Annotated in this window: 13 protein-coding genes and 1 pseudogene; 12 read left to right on the top strand and 2 right to left on the bottom strand. The window is 55.8% G+C overall.

Features of this window, described 5'->3' with window-relative positions:
- Positions 1-288 precede the first annotated feature (288 nt).
- From proV to emrB, 7 genes are all read left to right on the top strand, one after another.
- Positions 289-1485 carry a glycine betaine/L-proline ABC transporter ATP-binding protein ProV gene (gene proV / locus OK409_RS00075; RefSeq protein ID WP_010672155.1) on the top strand — a complete coding sequence of 399 codons (1197 nt, stop codon included), beginning with the start codon at positions 289-291 and terminating at the stop codon, positions 1483-1485.
- Positions 1482-2573, top strand: a complete 1092-nt coding sequence (proW, locus tag OK409_RS00070) for a glycine betaine/L-proline ABC transporter permease ProW (RefSeq protein ID WP_022624068.1) — start codon at positions 1482-1484, stop codon at positions 2571-2573. Before proV ends, proW begins: the two co-directional genes overlap by 4 nt.
- 61 nt (positions 2574-2634) lie before the next feature.
- Positions 2635-3633, top strand: coding sequence for a glycine betaine/L-proline ABC transporter substrate-binding protein ProX (gene proX / locus OK409_RS00065; protein WP_010257785.1), 999 nt, complete (start codon positions 2635-2637; stop codon positions 3631-3633).
- Positions 3634-3846: 213 nt separating this feature from the next.
- Positions 3847-5034 carry an MFS transporter gene (locus tag OK409_RS00060; protein ID WP_264366621.1) on the top strand — a complete coding sequence of 396 codons (1188 nt, stop codon included), beginning with the start codon at positions 3847-3849 and terminating at the stop codon, positions 5032-5034.
- 302 nt (positions 5035-5336) lie between these two features.
- A complete protein-coding gene (gene mprA / locus OK409_RS00055) occupies positions 5337-5867 on the top strand; it encodes a transcriptional repressor MprA (RefSeq protein ID WP_003850381.1) in 531 nt (176 codons plus the stop codon).
- A gap of 150 nt (positions 5868-6017) precedes the next feature.
- Positions 6018-7190, top strand: coding sequence for a multidrug efflux MFS transporter periplasmic adaptor subunit EmrA (emrA, locus tag OK409_RS00050; RefSeq protein ID WP_010257791.1), 1173 nt, complete (start codon positions 6018-6020; stop codon positions 7188-7190).
- 16 nt (positions 7191-7206) lie between these two features.
- Positions 7207-8742 carry a multidrug efflux MFS transporter permease subunit EmrB gene (gene emrB, locus OK409_RS00045; protein WP_010257793.1) on the top strand — a complete coding sequence of 512 codons (1536 nt, stop codon included), beginning with the start codon at positions 7207-7209 and terminating at the stop codon, positions 8740-8742.
- A gap of 36 nt (positions 8743-8778) precedes the next feature.
- Here the strand turns inward: emrB and OK409_RS00040 are convergent, their stop codons facing one another.
- Complete coding sequence (locus OK409_RS00040; protein ID WP_010672152.1) at positions 8779-9960, bottom strand: tRNA/rRNA methyltransferase; 1182 nt, start codon at positions 9958-9960, stop codon at positions 8779-8781.
- A gap of 159 nt (positions 9961-10119) precedes the next feature.
- Here OK409_RS00040 and trxC point away from each other — a divergent pair, with 159 nt between their 5' ends.
- The 5 genes and pseudogenes from trxC (at position 10120) to OK409_RS00010 (ending at position 15902) form a co-directional block, all read left to right on the top strand.
- Positions 10120-10539 (top strand): thioredoxin TrxC, encoded by a 420-nt coding sequence (gene trxC / locus OK409_RS00035; protein WP_010257800.1) that lies wholly within the window; start codon positions 10120-10122, stop codon positions 10537-10539.
- A gap of 81 nt (positions 10540-10620) precedes the next feature.
- Positions 10621-11298 carry a tRNA-uridine aminocarboxypropyltransferase gene (locus OK409_RS00030; protein ID WP_064690334.1) on the top strand — a complete coding sequence of 226 codons (678 nt, stop codon included), beginning with the start codon at positions 10621-10623 and terminating at the stop codon, positions 11296-11298.
- Positions 11299-11436: 138 nt separating this feature from the next.
- On the top strand, positions 11437-14094 hold the full coding sequence (locus OK409_RS00025; RefSeq protein WP_264366620.1) for a bifunctional acetate--CoA ligase family protein/GNAT family N-acetyltransferase: 2658 nt from the start codon (positions 11437-11439) through the stop codon (positions 14092-14094).
- A gap of 117 nt (positions 14095-14211) precedes the next feature.
- Positions 14212-15567 carry a CDP-diacylglycerol--serine O-phosphatidyltransferase gene (gene pssA / locus OK409_RS00015; protein ID WP_029519515.1) on the top strand — a complete coding sequence of 452 codons (1356 nt, stop codon included), beginning with the start codon at positions 14212-14214 and terminating at the stop codon, positions 15565-15567.
- A gap of 26 nt (positions 15568-15593) precedes the next feature.
- Positions 15594-15902: pseudogene (locus tag OK409_RS00010) on the top strand (YfiM family protein).
- Between the two features lie 9 nt (positions 15903-15911).
- Here OK409_RS00010 and OK409_RS00005 read toward each other — a convergent pair.
- On the bottom strand, positions 15912-17201 hold the full coding sequence (locus tag OK409_RS00005; protein ID WP_031594658.1) for an MFS family transporter: 1290 nt from the start codon (positions 17199-17201) through the stop codon (positions 15912-15914).
- Positions 17202-17404: the final 203 nt, after the last annotated feature.

Raw genomic sequence — 17404 nt, 5'->3', positions numbered from 1 at the left:
GGAATCCATTATTTCTGTAATATTTCACCCTGGTGACGCTTGTTTTTCTCCCTTTCACGCGGCAAATAGGCTGAAATGCCAAAAACCCGCCAATGATTTCACAAAAAATTAATCCACGCTTATCCCTTGTGAGCACTGAAGATAATCGGCATCTGAATGTCCCGCGGCCGGCCAATATCCCACTTCAGGGTTGTCAGATAACGTCAGTGTGCTACGGTATGGCCTGCTTAAATTTCAGCGGGAACGACAGGATAATATTAGATATTTCAACCAGGATTTAATGACTGCATGGCTATTAAGCTCGAAGTAAAAAATCTCTATAAAATATTTGGCGACAATCCGGATCGCGCGTTTAAATATATTGAAAAGGGTGCGACCAAAGATGTCATTCTTGAGAAGACCGGGCTCTCTCTTGGTGTAAAGAACGCCAGTCTGGCCATTGAAGAAGGCGAGATATTCGTCATCATGGGGTTATCCGGTTCAGGAAAATCGACCATGGTTCGCCTTCTCAATCGTCTGATAGAGCCGACGCGCGGCCAGGTGATTATTGACGGTGTCGATATTGCCAAAATATCAGCCAGCGAACTGCGCGACGTGCGCAGAAATAAAATCAGTATGGTATTCCAGTCATTTGCTTTGATGCCGCACATGAATGTATTAAATAATACGGCATTTGGTATGGAATTAGCGGGCGTCGCACTGGCTGAACGCCAGGAAAAAGCACTGGAAGCGTTACGTCAGGTCGGGCTGGAGAATTATGCGCACGCTTACCCGGATGAACTTTCCGGAGGGATGCGGCAGCGCGTCGGATTAGCCCGCGCACTGGCCATCAATCCCGACATCTTATTAATGGATGAGGCCTTCTCCGCTCTGGATCCGTTGATTCGTACTGAAATGCAGGATGAACTGGTTAATTTACAAGCCAGGCATCAGCGCACCATCGTCTTTATTTCCCACGATCTTGATGAAGCGATGCGTATTGGCGACCGTATTGCCATTATGCAGGGCGGCGAAGTGATACAGGTTGGTACGCCGGATGAGATCCTGAATAACCCAGCCAATGACTATGTCCGCACCTTCTTCCGTGGCGTCGATATCAGTCACGTATTCAGCGCCAAAGATATCGCCCGTCGTAGCGCGGGAGCGTTGATCCGCAAAGCGCCAGGTTTCGGCCCGCGCTCCGCCATTAAGCTGCTGCAGGATGAAGACCGCGACTACGGTTACGTGCTGGAAAAACAGAAGTTTCTTGGCGTGGTCTCCACCGACTCGCTGAAAGCCGCGCTGGCAGCAGGTCTGGGACTCGATAGCGCCCTCCTCGACTCGCCAGCCGCGGTGCCCGCCGATACCTCACTGAGCGATCTGCTCTCGCACGTCGCTCAGGCGCCCTGTGCGGTGCCAGTGGTCGGCGAGGAGAATCAGTATGTCGGTATCATTTCCAAAAGCACGCTATTGCGCGCGTTAGATCGTGAAGGAGCCCAGCCATGAGTCAGGAAACCACCAATCCGTGGGATAGCGGCACCGCCGCCAGCAGTCAGGCTGCGCCCACCAGCAGCGGCGGTGCCGATGCCTGGGGCACGCCCGATGGCAGCGCGACACCCGATGCAGCCAGCAGCAGTGACTGGCTCAACAGCGCCCCTGCGCCCGCGCCGGAACATTTCAATATCATGGATCCGTTCCACAAAACCTGGATCCCGCTTGATCACTGGGTGACTACCGGCATCGACTGGGTGGTCAACCATTTCCGCCCGCTGTTTCAGGGTATCCGGGTACCGGTTGACTATATTCTCAGCGCCTTTCAGCAGCTGTTGCTGGGAATGCCCGCGCCGGTAGCGATTCTGGTGTTTGCGCTGATCGCCTGGCAGATCGCGACGCCCGCCATGGGCATCGCCACGCTGGTATCGCTGATCGTGATTGGCGCAATTGGCGCCTGGTCGCAGGCGATGGTCACGCTGGCGCTGGTGCTTACCGCGCTGATGTTCTGCATTCTCATCGGCCTGCCGCTGGGGATCTGGCTGGCCCGCAGTGAACGGGCAGCGCGTATCGTACGCCCCTTGCTGGATGCGATGCAGACAACACCCGCCTTTGTCTATCTGGTGCCGATTGTGATGCTGTTTGGTATCGGCAACGTGCCAGGCGTGGTGGTCACGATTATCTTCGCCCTGCCACCGATTGTACGTCTGACTATTCTCGGCATTAAGCAGGTGCCCGCCGATCTGATCGAAGCGAGCGAATCCTTTGGTGCCAGTCCGCGTCAGCTGCTATTCAAAGTGCAGTTGCCGCTGGCGATGCCCACCATTATGGCGGGCGTTAATCAGACCCTGATGCTGGCGCTGTCGATGGTGGTGATCGCCTCGATGATCGCCGTGGGCGGACTCGGTCAGATGGTCCTGCGCGGTATTGGCCGTCTCGACATGGGGCTGGCTACGGTGGGTGGTGTGGGGATTGTGATCCTTGCCATTATCCTTGACCGCCTGACCCAATCGTTTGGTCGCGATAGCCGCAGCCGCGGTAATCGTCACTGGTATCACACCGGCCCGCTGGGCCTGATCTTCTCTCCTTCGCGTAAAAAATAATCTGTCGGGCGGTGCCTGCGCGCCGCCCATCCTGACGCGACATCTGAAATAAGGAATGACTATGCGCAACAGAGCCTCTCTGCTCGCCGCCGTGGTAACCACGCTGGCCGTTTCACACGTCTCCGCTGCCGATCTGCCGGGCAAAGGTATTACGGTACAACCCATACAGAGCACTATCGCTGAAGAGACTTTTCAGACCCTGATTGTCAGCCGCGCGCTGGAAAAACTCGGCTATCAGGTCAGCAAGCCGAGTGAAGTGGATTACAACGTTGGCTACACCTCTATCGCCGCTGGCGACGCCACCTTTACCGCGGTGAACTGGCAGCCGCTGCATGACGACATGTACAAAGCCGCCGGTGGCGATCAGAAGCTCTATCGTCAGGGAACCTACGTTACCGGTGCCGCCCAGGGTTATCTGATTGATAAGAAGACCGCCGAGAAATATCACATCACCAATATCGAACAGCTGAAAGATCCTAAGATCGCCAGCCTGTTTGACGCCAACGGCGATGGCAAAGCGGATATGACCGGCTGTACGCCAGGCTGGGGCTGTGAAGCGGTGATTAATCATCAGAACAGCGCCTTCGGTCTCAGTGATACCGTAACCGCCAATATGGGTAACTATTCGGCGATGGTGGCGGATACGCTGGCACGCTACAAACAGGGTAAACCGATCCTTTATTACACCTGGACGCCCTACTGGCTGAGCGATGTGCTGAAGCCGGGCCGCGATGTGGTCTGGCTGCAGGTGCCGTTCTCTTCGCTGCCTGGCGAACAGAAGGATGTGGATACTAAGCTGCCAAACGGCGCGAACTACGGTTTCCCGGTTAACACCATGCACATCGTCGCCAACAAAGCCTGGGCGGCGAAAAACCCGGCGGCTGCCCGTCTGTTTGCGGTCATGAAGCTGCCCATTACCGATATCAATGCTGAAAACTCAGCAATGCATGCCGGACAAAACTCAGAAGAGGCGATTAACCGTCATGTGGATGGCTGGATTAAGGCGCATCAGGCTGAGTTCGATAAATGGATCAGCGAGGCGCAGGCCGCCGCGCAATAACATGAAAACATTTCCGCCCCAGGGCGGTTGATAAAAGTGCTGGCTCAGTGAGCATACGCTTTTAGTCGGGCAGTTATCTGAGGGCAGAAATTTTTCTGCCCTTTTTTTTATGGCTGCTTTCCCGACTGGTATGGCCTGTTAATAAACATGCGTGTGAAATAGTTTTTTGAGTTACTATTAACCTCAAATGATTATTAGCGACCGATGCTGTTTATGAATGCGACTCGCCAGGGTCTGACGCCTGCTTTAGTAATACTGATGTCAGTAGCAACCGGCCTCTGCGTAGCCAGTAATTACTACGTTCAGCCACTACTGAATACCATCGCCCAACAGTTTGATCTCTCTGTCAGCCTCGCCGGATTTATTGTCACCACGGCGCAGCTGGGCTACGCCTGCGGTCTGCTGCTGCTGGTGCCGCTTGGCGATCGGTTTGAACGACGCAGCCTGATTGTCACGATGATCCTGCTGGCTGCTGCGGGCATGGTGATTATCGCCCTTTCGCACTCCTTTCTCTTTTTACTGCTGGGCACGGTGATGACCGGCCTGTTCTCGGTCGCCGCACAAATCCTGGTGCCGCTGGCCGCCACGCTGGCAGAGCCGGAGCGGCGCGGCAAAATAGTGGGGACGGTAATGAGCGGTTTGCTGCTGGGGATTCTGCTGGCGCGCACCGTGGCAGGCGGCCTGGCGCAGCTTGGCGGCTGGCGTACCGTTTACTGGACTGCCAGCCTGCTGATGGTGGTGATGGCCCTGGCGCTGTGGCGATCGCTGCCGCGCGTGAAACAGTCTGTGCCCATGAGCTATCCGCAACTGCTGGCCTCCATCTTTCGCCTGTATGCCGGTAATCGGGTGCTCCGCACCCGCGCCTGGACCGGCTGCCTCTCCTTTGCCAATTTCAGCCTGCTGTGGACCTCAATGGCCTTTCTGCTCGCCGGGGCGCCCTATCACTTCTCAGAGGGCGAGATTGGCTTGCTGGGGCTGGTCGGTGCCGCGGGTGCGCTGGCCGCACGTCAGGCGGGCGCGCTGGCTGACAAGGGTAAAGCGAAGCTGACCACCCGACTGGGCCTGCTGCTTATGCTGCTGTCGTGGGCCGCCATTGCGTGGGGCGCGGAGCAGCTTGCGCCGCTGATCGTCGGCATCCTGCTGCTGGATCTGGCGGTACAGGCCGTCCATATCACCAATCAAAGCGTGATCTACACGCAGATGCCGGAGGCGCGGAACCGTCTTAATGCCGGTTACATGACCAGCTACTTTATGGGTGGCGCGGCCGGCTCACTGCTCTCCGCGACCGCTTACCATCTTTGGGGCTGGTATGGCGTCTGTGGCGCTGGCGCGCTGCTGACTGTGGTTAATCTGCTGATTTGGGCAGCCGGATCGCGCTTTGAGCCGGAAAAAATCAACTGAAGCCTGGCCGGACAGCGCATTGCGTCTGGTCACAAATGGTTAGGTTTGTTATGGTTAGTAGCAAACCTATTCACTTCAGTTATTTTTCCCCGCGATATTATTAAATTTGCCCCCTTTTTGATCACGTTCCGGCACAGCGGCTGCCGCCGGACGTACGGGTTTTTGACCCAGGGCCAGGGAATGGCCTGGAATACCTTTGATGGTGAATAGTGATTCTGTCAGCGATCACCTGCCAAAAAGTGACTACGCTTATCCTGTCACCATAGTTATTATACAAGTTGCAATTAGTGAGGTTTTTTTTAATGGAAAGTTCGTTTACTCCCATTGAGCAGATGCTAAACATCCGTGCCAATCGCCATAAGGATTTTCCGTTACAGGAAATTATTCTGACGCGTCTCTGTATGCATATGCAGGGTAAACTGCTGGACAACCGCAATAAGATGCTGAAAGCACAGGGTATTAATGAAACTCTGTTCATGGCGTTGATTACGCTGGATGCACAGGAAAACCATAGTATTCAGCCCTCTGAGCTCAGCTCTGCCCTTGGCTCTTCACGCACCAATGCCACGCGCATTGCTGATGAGCTGGAAAAGCGCGGCTGGATTGAGCGTCGTGAAAGCGATCACGACCGTCGCTGCCTGCACCTGCATCTGACCGATAAAGGGATGGAGTTCCTGCGTCAGCTGCTGCCACCTCAGCATCAGAGCCTGCAGTACCTCTGGTCATCGCTCTCCGTCGATGAGAAGTCGCAGCTGGAAGGCATCACCCGTAAGCTACTTAATCGTCTTGATAAAATGGATGAAGATCAGCTGATCGCCTCGCTTTCCCGCTAATAGCAATAAGTGCGACACAATCACCTGTCGGAATCGTTATTTTAATTTCCTTTTTTATCTGGCCAGCGCTCAGTCGCTGGCTTTTTCGACTCGGGCGCTGGCGAAAAGGGATTTCTGCCGCCCGACTAAATGGAAAACGTGGAGAAAGACATGAGTGCAACGGCAGAAGCACAAAGCCCGCAACCGTCAGCCAACAAAAAGAAGAAGCGCAAAAGTGTGCTCATTGTGCTGGCGTTGATCTTTGTGCTGATTGGTATTGCCTGGGGAGTTTACTGGTTCCTGGTCCTGCGCCATTTTCAGGAAACGGATGACGCCTACGTTGCGGGTAACCAGGTGCAGGTGATGGCACAGGTCTCCGGTAGCGTGAATAAAGTCTGGTTTGAAGATACCGATTTCGTCAAAAAAGGCGATGTGCTGGTTTCACTGGATAAGACGGATGCGGAGCAGGCGTTTGAAAAAGCGCAGACGGCACTCGCCACCAGCGTGCGTCAGACGCATCAGCTGATGATTAATGGCAAACAGTATCAGGCCAGCATTACCTTGCAACAGACCGCTCTGGCGCAGGCACAGGCCGACCTGAAACGCCGTGAGCCGTTAGGCGCGGCTAATCTGATTGGCCGTGAAGAGTTGCAGCACGCCCGCGATGCCGTCGCGACGGCCAAAGCACAACTGGACGTGGCGATTCAGCAATACAATGCGAATCAGGCGATGATCCTCAACACCTCACTGGAAAATCAGCCTGCCGTGCAACAGAGCGCGGCTGAGCTGCGTGACGCCTGGCTGGCGCTGCAGCGCACCGAAATCCGTAGCCCGATGGATGGTTTTGTCTCCCGTCGCAGCGTGCAGGTCGGTTCGCAAATCTCCACCAGCACCCCGCTGCTCGCCGTCGTGCCTGCAACGAATCTGTGGGTCGATGCCAACTTTAAAGAGACCCAGCTGGCTGGCGTTCGTATTGGTCAGCCTGTCACCGTGGTTGCCGACATCTACGGTGACGAAGTGGTTTATCAGGGCAAAGTTGCAGGACTGGATATGGGCACCGGCAGCGCCTTCTCACTATTGCCGGCACAGAATGCCACCGGTAACTGGATCAAAGTGGTTCAGCGCCTGCCGGTTCGTATCGAACTGAATCAGGAAGATATCGCCAGACATCCGCTGCGTATTGGCCTCTCAACGCTAGTTAAAATCGATACCACCAGCAAAGAGGGCAGCGCGCTGGCCACCAGCGCCCGTCAGCAAGCCGCTTACAGCAGCAACGCACTGGCGATTGACCTTGCGCCGGTCAATCAGCTGATCACCGATATCGTCCGCGCCAACGCCGGATGATGACGCGGAGGCTGTAATGGCACAAAAACCGCTTGAAGGAATGCCGCTGGTCCTGATGACCATTGCGCTATCGCTGGCGACGTTCATGCAGGTTCTGGACTCGACCATCGCCAACGTGGCTATCCCCACGATTGCCGGTAATCTGGGGGCGTCGAACTCCCAGGGAACCTGGGTGATCACCTCGTTTGGTGTGGCCAATGCGATCTCGATCCCGCTGACCGGCTGGCTGGCAAAACGCATCGGTGAAGTGAAGCTCTTTACCTGGTCGACCATTCTGTTTGCTATCGCCTCCTGGGCGTGCGGCATGTCAGACAGCCTGGAGATGCTGATCTTCTTCCGCGTCATTCAGGGGATCGTCGCGGGTCCCTTGATCCCGCTGTCGCAAAGTCTGCTGCTCAACAACTATCCGCCCGCCAAGCGCAGTGTTGCGCTGTCGCTGTGGGCGATGACGGTGATCGTCGCCCCAATCTGTGGCCCGATACTGGGCGGCTGGATCAGCGATAACTATCACTGGGGCTGGATCTTCTTTATCAACGTGCCCATTGGTGTGGCGGTGGTAATACTGACGCTGCAAACCCTGCGCGGCCGGGAAACCAAAACCGAAATCCGGCGGATCGATATGGTCGGGCTGGTGCTGCTGGTGGTGGGGATCGGCTGTTTGCAGGTGATGCTGGATCGCGGAAAGGAGCTCGACTGGTTTAACTCGTCCGAGATCATCGTGCTCGGGGTAGTGGCCGTGATTGCGCTGTCAGTCCTGCTGGTGTGGGAGCTGACTGACGATCACCCGATCATAGATCTGTCGCTGTTTAAGTCGCGCAACTTCACCATTGGCTGCCTGTCGATCAGTCTGGCTTATATGCTCTACTTCGGCTCGATTGTTCTGTTGCCGCAGCTGCTGCAGGAGGTCTACGGCTACACCGCAACCTGGGCCGGTCTGGCGTCTGCGCCAGTGGGCATTTTGCCGGTGATCCTGTCGCCGATCATCGGACGCTTTGCCCATAAGCTCGACATGCGACGGCTGGTCACGTTCAGCTTCATTATGTATGCCGTCTGCTTCTACTGGCGCGCGTATACGTTTGAACCGGGAATGGACTTTGGTGCCTCAGCCTGGCCGCAGTTTATTCAGGGCTTTGCCGTGGCCTGCTTCTTTATGCCGCTGACCACCATTACGCTGTCGGGACTGCCGCCGGAGCGCATGGCCGCTGCCTCCAGCCTGTCGAACTTTATGCGTACCTTTGCAGGCTCGGTGGGAACGTCGATTACCACCACCATGTGGAGTAACCGCGAGTCGATGCATCATAGCTACCTGACGGAGTCGATTACCCCTTACAACGTCAATTCGCAGCAGATGTATAGCCAGCTGGAGAGCATGGGGATGACGCAGCAGCAGGCGTCGGCCTGGATCGCGCAGCAGATTACCAATCAGGGACTGATTATTTCAGCGAATGAAATTTTCTGGGCGTCGGCGGGGGTCTTTTTGATTCTGCTGGTGCTGATCTGGTTTGCCCGCCCGCCGTTTAGCGCAGGCGGCGGTGGCGGCGGCGCGCACTAACGTTACACAGCAAAACGGGCCTTTCGGCCCGTTTTTTTATGCGTTCTGACGCCACCATTCGGCGAGCAGTACGCCGGTTGCGACCGAGACGTTAAGGCTTTCTACGTTGCCGGTGCCGCCAATCGACAGGCTCATGTCACCCTGTTTGAACGCGGTATCAGAAAGACCTTCACGCTCCTGCCCTAACACCAGCACCATTTTCTCCGGCAGCTGAGCCTGCGCCAGCGGCGTGCCCTGATGGCTGGAGGTGGTGACGATGGTGTAACCCGCTTTACGGAACGCTTCCAGACCTTCACTGAAAGTTGCGCCGCTGATGGCCTGCACATGCTCAGCACCGCCTTCTGCGGTACGTACCGCTGCGCCGGACTCCAGCAGTGAGGCGTCGTTCACCAGCAAACCTTTTACGCCAAAGTGCGCGCAGCTGCGCATAATCGCGCCGAGGTTATGCGGGTTGCTGACATCTTCCAGTGCCAGCACGCAATCTTTGGTATTCGCCTGGCTCAGCCATTCAGAAACCGCCATACCCATGCGCTTTTTGATCAGGAAGCAGACGCCACCATGATGCTCAGTGCCTGACGCTTTGGTAATCTCTGCATCTTCCACGACGTGATAGGCTTTGCGGTTAGCCGCCAGCCAGCGCAGCGCTTCGCGGAAACGCGGTGTCACTTCCTGCACGAACCAGGCGCGAACAATCGCTTCAGGACGGCTCTGGAACAGCGCCTGACAGGCGTTCTCACCATAGACGCGCGTCTCTTCGTTACGCTGACGACGGATCTGTTCGGGATCGACGAAGCTCTTGCCGCTGATGCCGCCATGATCCGGCTTATCGCTTTCGGTTGCCGGACGATCTGCTGATGGCGCGCGTGACACGGTGCGCCATGGGGAATCGCTGCTGCCATAGGCGCCGCGATTATCATCGCCACGATCGTTGCGGCGGCCTGCGCCATCGTCTGAACGGCGTGGAGCGCCACGTCCGCCTTCATCACGACGCGGTGAACTGCTGCGACCGGTGTCGTCGCTGCGACGGCCAGCGGAGCGACCACCTTCCTGACTGCGTTCAGTACGGGGGCCAGACGAACGACGATTATCATCCGAACGGGCAGCAGCGTGACCACCTTTGCCTGTACGAGGATTAGGCGCGCGCGCGCTTTTATCGTCCTCGCCACGCACGTACATCACCTTAACCTTACCGCTCTTGCCTTTAAATTCGTCGTTCATGTCTTCCTCCTGCATTGAGAGCGCGCAGATTACCTGATGTGCTGGCGCTTAGCTATCAACTATTGAACCTATAGAGCAATCCAGATTGAGAGGGAATCCGTCCCCTTTCATAATGAACAATATTTATCAGACTGACACTTTTCAACATCAGAGGTTCCTATGAATACGGTATGCGCTTCCTGTCAGGCAACCAATCGCGTTCCTGAAGAACGCCTTGCCGACGTGGCGAAATGTGGTCGCTGTGGAAATGCGTTATTTGATGGCGAAGTGGTGAATGCCACCAGCGCTAACTTTGACAAATATCTGCAGGACGATCTGCCGGTGGTGATCGATTTCTGGGCGCCCTGGTGTGGTCCCTGTGTCAATTTTGCGCCGGTGTTTAAAGATGTCGCCAGTGAACGCAGCGGTAAAGTCCGCTTTATTAAAGTGAACACCGAAGCGGAGCCAGCCCTGAGCGCCCGTTTCAACATTCGCAGCATCCCGACCATCATGCTGTTTAAGAACGGCGAGCGGGTCGACATGCTGAATGGCGCGATGCCCAAAGCGCCTTTCAATGAATGGCTGGATGAGTCACTTTAATCTTCAGAGGCCAGCCTGGCTGGCCTTTTCCTTTTCGCGTGTGCTTCGATTACACTGACGTTTTTCCTGCCCTGAATACTCATGTCTGATAATGCTGTTTTGCGCTTGCGCACCCAACGTCTGGCCCGATCCACCCGTCCTTTCCTCGCGCGCGGGAATCGGGTCATCCGCTGTCAGGGCTGCCTGTTGCCAGAGGTCAACTGTCTCTGCAGTCAGATCGTGCCGCAGTCCGCCCGTAGCCGCTTCTGCCTGGTGATGTTCGATACCGAGCCGATGAAGCCGAGCAACACCGGCCGGCTGATTGCCGATATTCTGCCGGAAACTCAGGCTTTTGGCTGGTCACGCACCGAGCCGGATCCGCTGCTGCTGGCGGCGGTGCGCAATCCCGATTATCAGCCGCTGGTGGTTTTCCCGGCCGCCTATGCCGACCCCGGTCGTGAAGTGCTGACAATGCCGCCCGTCAGTGGCAAGCCGCCGCTGTTTATTATGCTGGACGGCACCTGGACCGAAGCCCGCAAAATGTTCCGTAAAAGCCCCTGGCTCGACGCCCTGCCGGTGATGTCGCTGGATGTCAGCACCCCGTCGCGCTATACGCTGCGTGAAGCCCACGGCGCAGGTCAGCACTGTACTGCTGAAGTGGCCGCGGCGCTGCTGGCGCAGGCGGGCGATGGGCTGGCGGCTGAGGCATTATCTCACCATTTTGATCAGTTCCGCGCGGCCTACCTGGCAGGGAAACCGCACCACGCCGGACAGGATTAAGCGCCCTGTCACCTACTGGCGGGAGAGACCCTGCGGTGACAGAGATTAAAATCGGGATGCGCAGCCTGCGATCTGCCCGGAAGCACTGCCAGCAAAAAGCGTTTACAATCACGCAAATCCCGAACTCTGGAGAGCGAGATGAGCCAACGCGGACTGGAAGCGCTGTTACGACCTAAATCAATTGCGGTGATTGGTGCCTCGGTCACGCCAGGGCGCGCCGGATATTTTATGATGCGTAACCTGCTGGCGGGTGGTTTTAGCGGCCCGGTGTTGCCGGTGACGCCGAAATATAAAGCGGTCAGCGGCGTACTGGCCTGGCCCACCATCGACAGCTTACCTTTCGCGCCAGACCTGGCAGTAATCTGCACCCACTCAAAACGTAACCTCGAACTGCTACAACAGCTCGGGGAGAAAGGCTGCAAAGCCTGCATTATTCTCTCTGCGCCCGCCAGCCAGTCTGCCGAACTCAAAGCCTGCGCCAGCCAGTGGCAGATACGTCTGCTGGGACCGAACAGTCTTGGCCTGCTGGCCCCCTGGCAGGGATTGAATGCCAGCTTCTCGCCAGTGCCGATAGAGAAAGGCCGTATTGCATTTATCTCTCAGTCCGCCGCCGTATCCAATACCATTCTCGACTGGGCGCAGCAGCGTAATCTCGGATTCTCCTGGTTTATCGCGCTGGGTGACAGTCTGGATACCGATGTCGATGATCTGCTCGACTTCCTGGCTCGCGACGGTAAAACCAGCGCTATCCTGCTCTATCTTGAGCACCTCAGCGATGCGCGTCGTTTTGTTTCTGCCTCACGCAGCGCCTCCCGTAATAAACCGATTCTGGTGATCAAGAGTGGCCGCAGCCGTGAAGCACAGGCGCTGCTGGGCACCCATAGCGGTCTGGACGCCGCCTGGGATGCAGCCATTCAGCGTGCCGGGTTACTGCGGGTGCAGGATACCCATGAGCTCTTCTCCGCCGTTGAGTCGCTGAGTCATATGCGGCCGCTGCGTGGCGACAGGCTGATGATCATCAGTAATGGTGCTGCCCCCGCCGCGCTGGCGCTGGATGAGCTCTATGCCCGCAACGGGAAACTGGCGCAGCTCAGCGAGCAGACGATTCAGCAGCTCGAGGCGCTGTTGCCCGCTGGCGCAGGCCGCGGCAACCCGCTGGATTTAAAAGATGACGCCACAGCAGAACGTTATGCCGCCTGCACAGAGATCCTGCTCGACAGCCATGAACTTGATGCATTGATGATTATTCATGCGCCAAGCGCGGTCGCGCCCGCGACTGAAACGGCCGGACATCTGATCGACACCATCGCCCGTCACCCGCGCGGTAAGCTGGTGACGCTGCTGACCAACTGGAGCGGCGAGTTCTCTTCACAAGCCGCGCGCCGAGCCTTTACGCAGGCGGGGATACCGACCTGGCGCACGCCAGAGGGAACGGTGACCGCTTTTATGCATCAGGTTGAGTACCGCCGTAACCAGAAGCAGCTGCGCGAAACCCCTGCCCTGCCCGCCACCCTGAACCTGGACAGCGCTCATGCACACCAGCTGCTGTCACAGGCGCTGGAGCGCGGTGTTACTGCGCTGGATACCCATGAAGTGCAGCCGGTACTGCAGGCTTACGGCCTGGCCACGCTGCCGACCTGGATCGCCAGCGACAGTAAGGCGGCAGTGGCCATTGCCGATCAGATTGGCTATCCGGTGGCGCTAAAATTGCGTTCACCCGATATCGCGCATAAATCGGAGGTGCAGGGCGTGATGCTCTACCTGCGTAATGCCAGCGAAGTGGAGCATGCCGCTGAGGCTATTTTTGATCGGGTAAAACAGACGTTGCCGCAGGCACGTATCGAAGGGCTGCTGGTTCAGAGCATGGCGAGTCGTGCAGGCGCACAGGAGCTGCGGGTCGTGGTCGAACAGGATGCCCTGTTTGGCCCGATCATTATGCTGGGGGAAGGCGGCGTTGAATGGCAGGCCGATAAACAGGCTGCCGTTGCCCTTCCCCCGCTGAATATGACGCTGGCACGCTATCTGGTGATTCAGGCGATCAAGAGCGGAAAAATCCGCAGCCGCAGCGCGCTGAATCCGCTGGATATCCCCGGTTTAAGCCAGCTGCTGGTGCAGGTCTCTAACCTGGTGGTGGATTGCCCGGAGATCCAGCGATTGGATATTCATCCGCTGCTGGCTGCGGGCAATGATTTTACCCTACTGGATGTCACCCTGACGCTGGCTCCGTTCCACGGCGATAACGAAGCACGGCTGGCAATACGTCCTTATCCTCAGCATCTGGAAGAGCAGGTAGAGTTAAAGGATGGGCAATTCTGCCTGTTCCGGCCCATTCTGCCAGAGGATGAGCCCCTGCTGCGCGATTTCATCAGTCAGGTCACCAAAGAAGATCTCTACTACCGCTACTTCAGTGAAATCAGTGAGTTTACTCATGATGATCTCGCCAACATGACCCAGATCGATTATGACCGCGAGATGGCGATTGTGGCGGTACGTCAGCATTATGGACGATCCGAGATCATCGGCGTCACCCGCGCTATCTCTGATGCAGATAACATTGATGCAGAGTTTTCGGTGCTGGTCCGTTCCGACCTGAAAGGCTTAGGCATGGGCCGTCGTCTGCTGGAAAAAATGATCCGCTATACCCGGCATCACGGCTTGCAACAATTGAACGGTATCACCATGCCCCATAACCGCGGCATGATTACGCTGGCACGAAAGCTCAACTTTCATGTTGATATTCAACTGGATGACGGTATTGTCAGCCTGAAATTGTCTTTACAGAATGAGATCAACTAACCTTGTAGAGAAAGGTAAAAAACGTTCGAATCGGCGAAGTTGATGTTATTATTTGTGGTTATAACCCTGATTTGATGGCAAAAGGCCATGCAATGAACAGAGAAGAAGTGCACTGTGATGTTGTCTAAATTTAAACGTAACAAACACCAACAACACCTCGCACAGCTGCCGAAACTGTCACAATCCGTTGCGGATGTGTCGACACTTTACTCGCCTGCCGAATTTCGCCAGACGTTGCTGGAGAAGATTGCGGCAGCGCAGACTCGCATCTGTATTGTTGCGCTCTATCTGGAAAATGATGACGCCGGACGTGCCGTCATGGATGCGCTTTATAGTGCGAAGCAGGCGCGGCCGGAGCTGGATATTTCGATTCTGGTTGACTGGCACCGTGCGCAGCGTGGGCGAATTGGCGCAGCGCGAGGCGTAACCAATGCCGACTGGTATTGCGAAATGGCGACACGTTATCCGGATATCGCCATCCCGGTTTATGGTATCCCGGTCAATACCCGTGAAGCGCTGGGCGTGCTCCACCTTAAAGGGTTCATTATTGATGATATGCTGCTCTACAGCGGCGCCAGCATCAATGATGTCTACCTGCATCAGCATGATAAGTATCGCTATGACCGTTATCAGGTTATCCGTAATTCCCAGCTGACCGATACGATGTATGACTGGATCACGCTCAATCTGAAGTCAGCAGAGGCGGTAAACCGACTCGATTTTGCTGAGCGCCCCTCAAGTCCTGAAATTAAAAATGAGACACGCCAGTTCCGTCAGGACCTGCGCGGCTTCAATTATCAGTTTGAAGGGAATGCCGGCAACGATGAACTGACGGTCACGCCGCTGGTCGGTCTGGGTAAGCATAGCCTGCTCAATAAAACCATTTTCCACCTGATGCCCTGTGCGGAACAGAAGCTGATCATCTGTACCCCCTACTTCAACATGCCCGCCTTGCTGGTACGTAATATCATTCATCTTCTGCGTCAGGGAAAACAGGTTGAGATCATCGTCGGCGATAAAACAGCCAATGACTTCTATATTGCGCCCGATCAGCCGTTCAAAATCATAGGCGCGCTGCCTTACCTGTATGAAATCAATCTGCGTCGCTTTATGAGCCGTTTGCACTACTACGTTACGACCGATCAGCTGGTCGTGAGACTGTGGAAGGATGGCGAGAACAGTTATCACCTTAAAGGAATGTGGGTTGATGACGAATGGCAGCTGATTACCGGTAATAACCTCAATCCACGTGCCTGGCGGCTCGATCTGGAAAATGCGGTGCTGATCCACGATCCTCATCAGGAGTTAGCGGCTCAGCGTGAGAAGGAACTGACGTTAATCCGGCAGAACACGACGGTAGTGACGCATTTCCGTGAGCTTGAGAGTATTGCTGATTACCCGGCCAAGGTGCGCAAGCTGATTCGTCGTCTGCGTCGGATACGTATCGATCGCCTGATCAGCCGGATTCTTTAATCGCTGCGGCCAATAAGGCATCTGTTATGCAAAGTGTGCTGCTTGCTGGGCTGTTGCGTAGTGGATGCGCCCATATGGCAAAAGATCAGTAGAGCGGACGGGATAAAGCGGAGCATTTTGTCGCCTCTGCAGTTCTGGCCGCTGCCGGTAGTGAATATGGGAAGGCAGCGTCAGCACCATTCTGACCGGCAAAGTCAGACTGTTTCATTACCCCTGGGGCAGGAAAAGAGTGATATGACAGCCGCCCAAATGGCAGCAGCTGGAGCGGGAAGGATTGCGCATGGGATGCCGCCGGTGCTGCCAGCGGCATTGCCCTGTGGAATCTGAGTCAGTAGCTTTCTCTGTTAAAGCTTAATCCCCTTACCGCGCTTGTGCAGCAACAGCGACACCAGAAATGCCACCGCGCCCATCGCTGAAACATACCAGAAGAAAGTCGTCTCAATCCCCTGCTGCTTCATCAGCAACGCAACATACTCTGCCGACCCACCAAAGATCGCATTCGCTACTGCGTAAGATAGTCCTACACCCAGTGCGCGCACCTGTGGCGGAAACATTTCTGCTTTAAGAATGCCGCTGATGGCGGTGTAGAAGCTGGTAATCAGCAGCGCCAGCATGATTAACAGGAAAGCCACACCGGGACTTTGCACGTTTTGCAGCAGGGTCAGAATGGGGACCGTACAGATGGCCGCGCCCGCGCCAAAAATCATCATCGAGGTGCGACGACCGATTTTATCTGACAGAGCACCGATAATCGGCTGAATCAGCATAAAGACCAGCAGCGCACCGGTCATCAGGCCGCTGGCGGTTTTAGGATCCATACCTGACGTATTAACCAGATACTTCTGCATGTAGGTAGTGAAGGTGTAAAAACTCAGGGAGCCGCCTGCGGTGAAACCCAGCACCATCAGGAAGGGGCGGGTATGATTGCGCAGTAACCCGATTACGCTACCCGCATCGCGATGTTCGCGGCTCGTCTTATCTGAGGTCTCTTCCAGTGAGCGTCGTAACCATAATGCGACAACGGCGAGCAGTGCGCCGAGGAAGAACGGAATACGCCAGCCCCAGCTTCGCAGTTCTGCATCCGTCAGCAGAAATTGCAGGACCACGACGGTGAGTACCGCCGCTAACTGACCACCTATCAGCGTGACATACTGGAATGAGGCGTAGAATCCTTTGCGTCCTTCCAGAGCCACTTCGCTCATGTAGGTTGCACTGGTCCCATATTCTCCGCCCACCGATAATCCCTGAAACATACGCGCCAGCAGCAGAATGACGGGCGCAGCCACGCCGATCGTTTCATAACCGGGTAAGCAGGCGATCACCAGCGAACCAAAACACATCATGCAGACCGAAACCAGCATCGAATTTTTTCGGCCATGTTTGTCGCCGATATAGCCGAACAGCCAGCCGCCAATCGGACGCATTAAAAATCCTGCCGCAAAAACGCCCGCTGTCTGTAACAACTGAGTGGTGGTATCGCCCTGCGGAAAGAAAATGTGGGCAAAATAGAGTGAGAAGAAGGAGTAAACGTAGAAGTCGAACCACTCAACCAGGTTACCTGATGACGCGCCGACGATAGCCCAGATACGTTTCTTTGTATCATCCGTCTGAGTTTTATTATTTGTGGGTGCCATGCCTTACCTCTGTTCCTTGCTGATCAACAGCGTTTAAAGGAGTGAGTAAAGCATTTAAGTCTACTGAAGGTAAAGGCGGCGTAATCCGAGATTATTATTGTGAGCCATGTCGCTAATTATCGAAAAATCAGCGGGTTGCTGGTCATTCAGAGGTGGAGAATGGGGAGTTAAGGGTGACATACCGCGTGCCTGCAGGTCATGTA

Source organism: Pantoea sp. RG18 (genome assembly GCF_025910075.1).
In the GTDB taxonomy this organism is placed as follows: Bacteria; Pseudomonadota; Gammaproteobacteria; order Enterobacterales; family Enterobacteriaceae; genus Pantoea; species Pantoea agglomerans.
The sequence above is the reverse complement of the archived record's forward strand: the minus strand, read 5'-3'. Positions and strand labels throughout refer to the sequence as shown.

Bases quoted from the DNA above. Each gene is read 5' to 3' on its own strand.
- mprA (WP_003850381.1), top strand. From the start codon at position 5,337: ATGGAAAGTTCGTTTACTCCCATTGAGCAGATGCTAAACATCCGTGCC.
- OK409_RS00025 (WP_264366620.1), top strand. From the start codon at position 11,437: ATGAGCCAACGCGGACTGGAAGCGCTGTTACGACCTAAATCAATTGCG.
- proW (WP_022624068.1), top strand. From the start codon at position 1,482: ATGAGTCAGGAAACCACCAATCCGTGGGATAGCGGCACCGCCGCCAGC.
- OK409_RS00005 (WP_031594658.1), bottom strand. From the start codon at position 17,201: ATGGCACCCACAAATAATAAAACTCAGACGGATGATACAAAGAAACGT.
- OK409_RS00060 (WP_264366621.1), top strand. From the start codon at position 3,847: ATGAATGCGACTCGCCAGGGTCTGACGCCTGCTTTAGTAATACTGATG.
- proX (WP_010257785.1), top strand. From the start codon at position 2,635: ATGCGCAACAGAGCCTCTCTGCTCGCCGCCGTGGTAACCACGCTGGCC.
- emrB (WP_010257793.1), top strand. From the start codon at position 7,207: ATGGCACAAAAACCGCTTGAAGGAATGCCGCTGGTCCTGATGACCATT.
- proV (WP_010672155.1), top strand. From the start codon at position 289: ATGGCTATTAAGCTCGAAGTAAAAAATCTCTATAAAATATTTGGCGAC.
- OK409_RS00030 (WP_064690334.1), top strand. From the start codon at position 10,621: ATGTCTGATAATGCTGTTTTGCGCTTGCGCACCCAACGTCTGGCCCGA.
- emrA (WP_010257791.1), top strand. From the start codon at position 6,018: ATGAGTGCAACGGCAGAAGCACAAAGCCCGCAACCGTCAGCCAACAAA.
- OK409_RS00040 (WP_010672152.1), bottom strand. From the start codon at position 9,960: ATGAACGACGAATTTAAAGGCAAGAGCGGTAAGGTTAAGGTGATGTAC.
- pssA (WP_029519515.1), top strand. From the start codon at position 14,212: ATGTTGTCTAAATTTAAACGTAACAAACACCAACAACACCTCGCACAG.
- trxC (WP_010257800.1), top strand. From the start codon at position 10,120: ATGAATACGGTATGCGCTTCCTGTCAGGCAACCAATCGCGTTCCTGAA.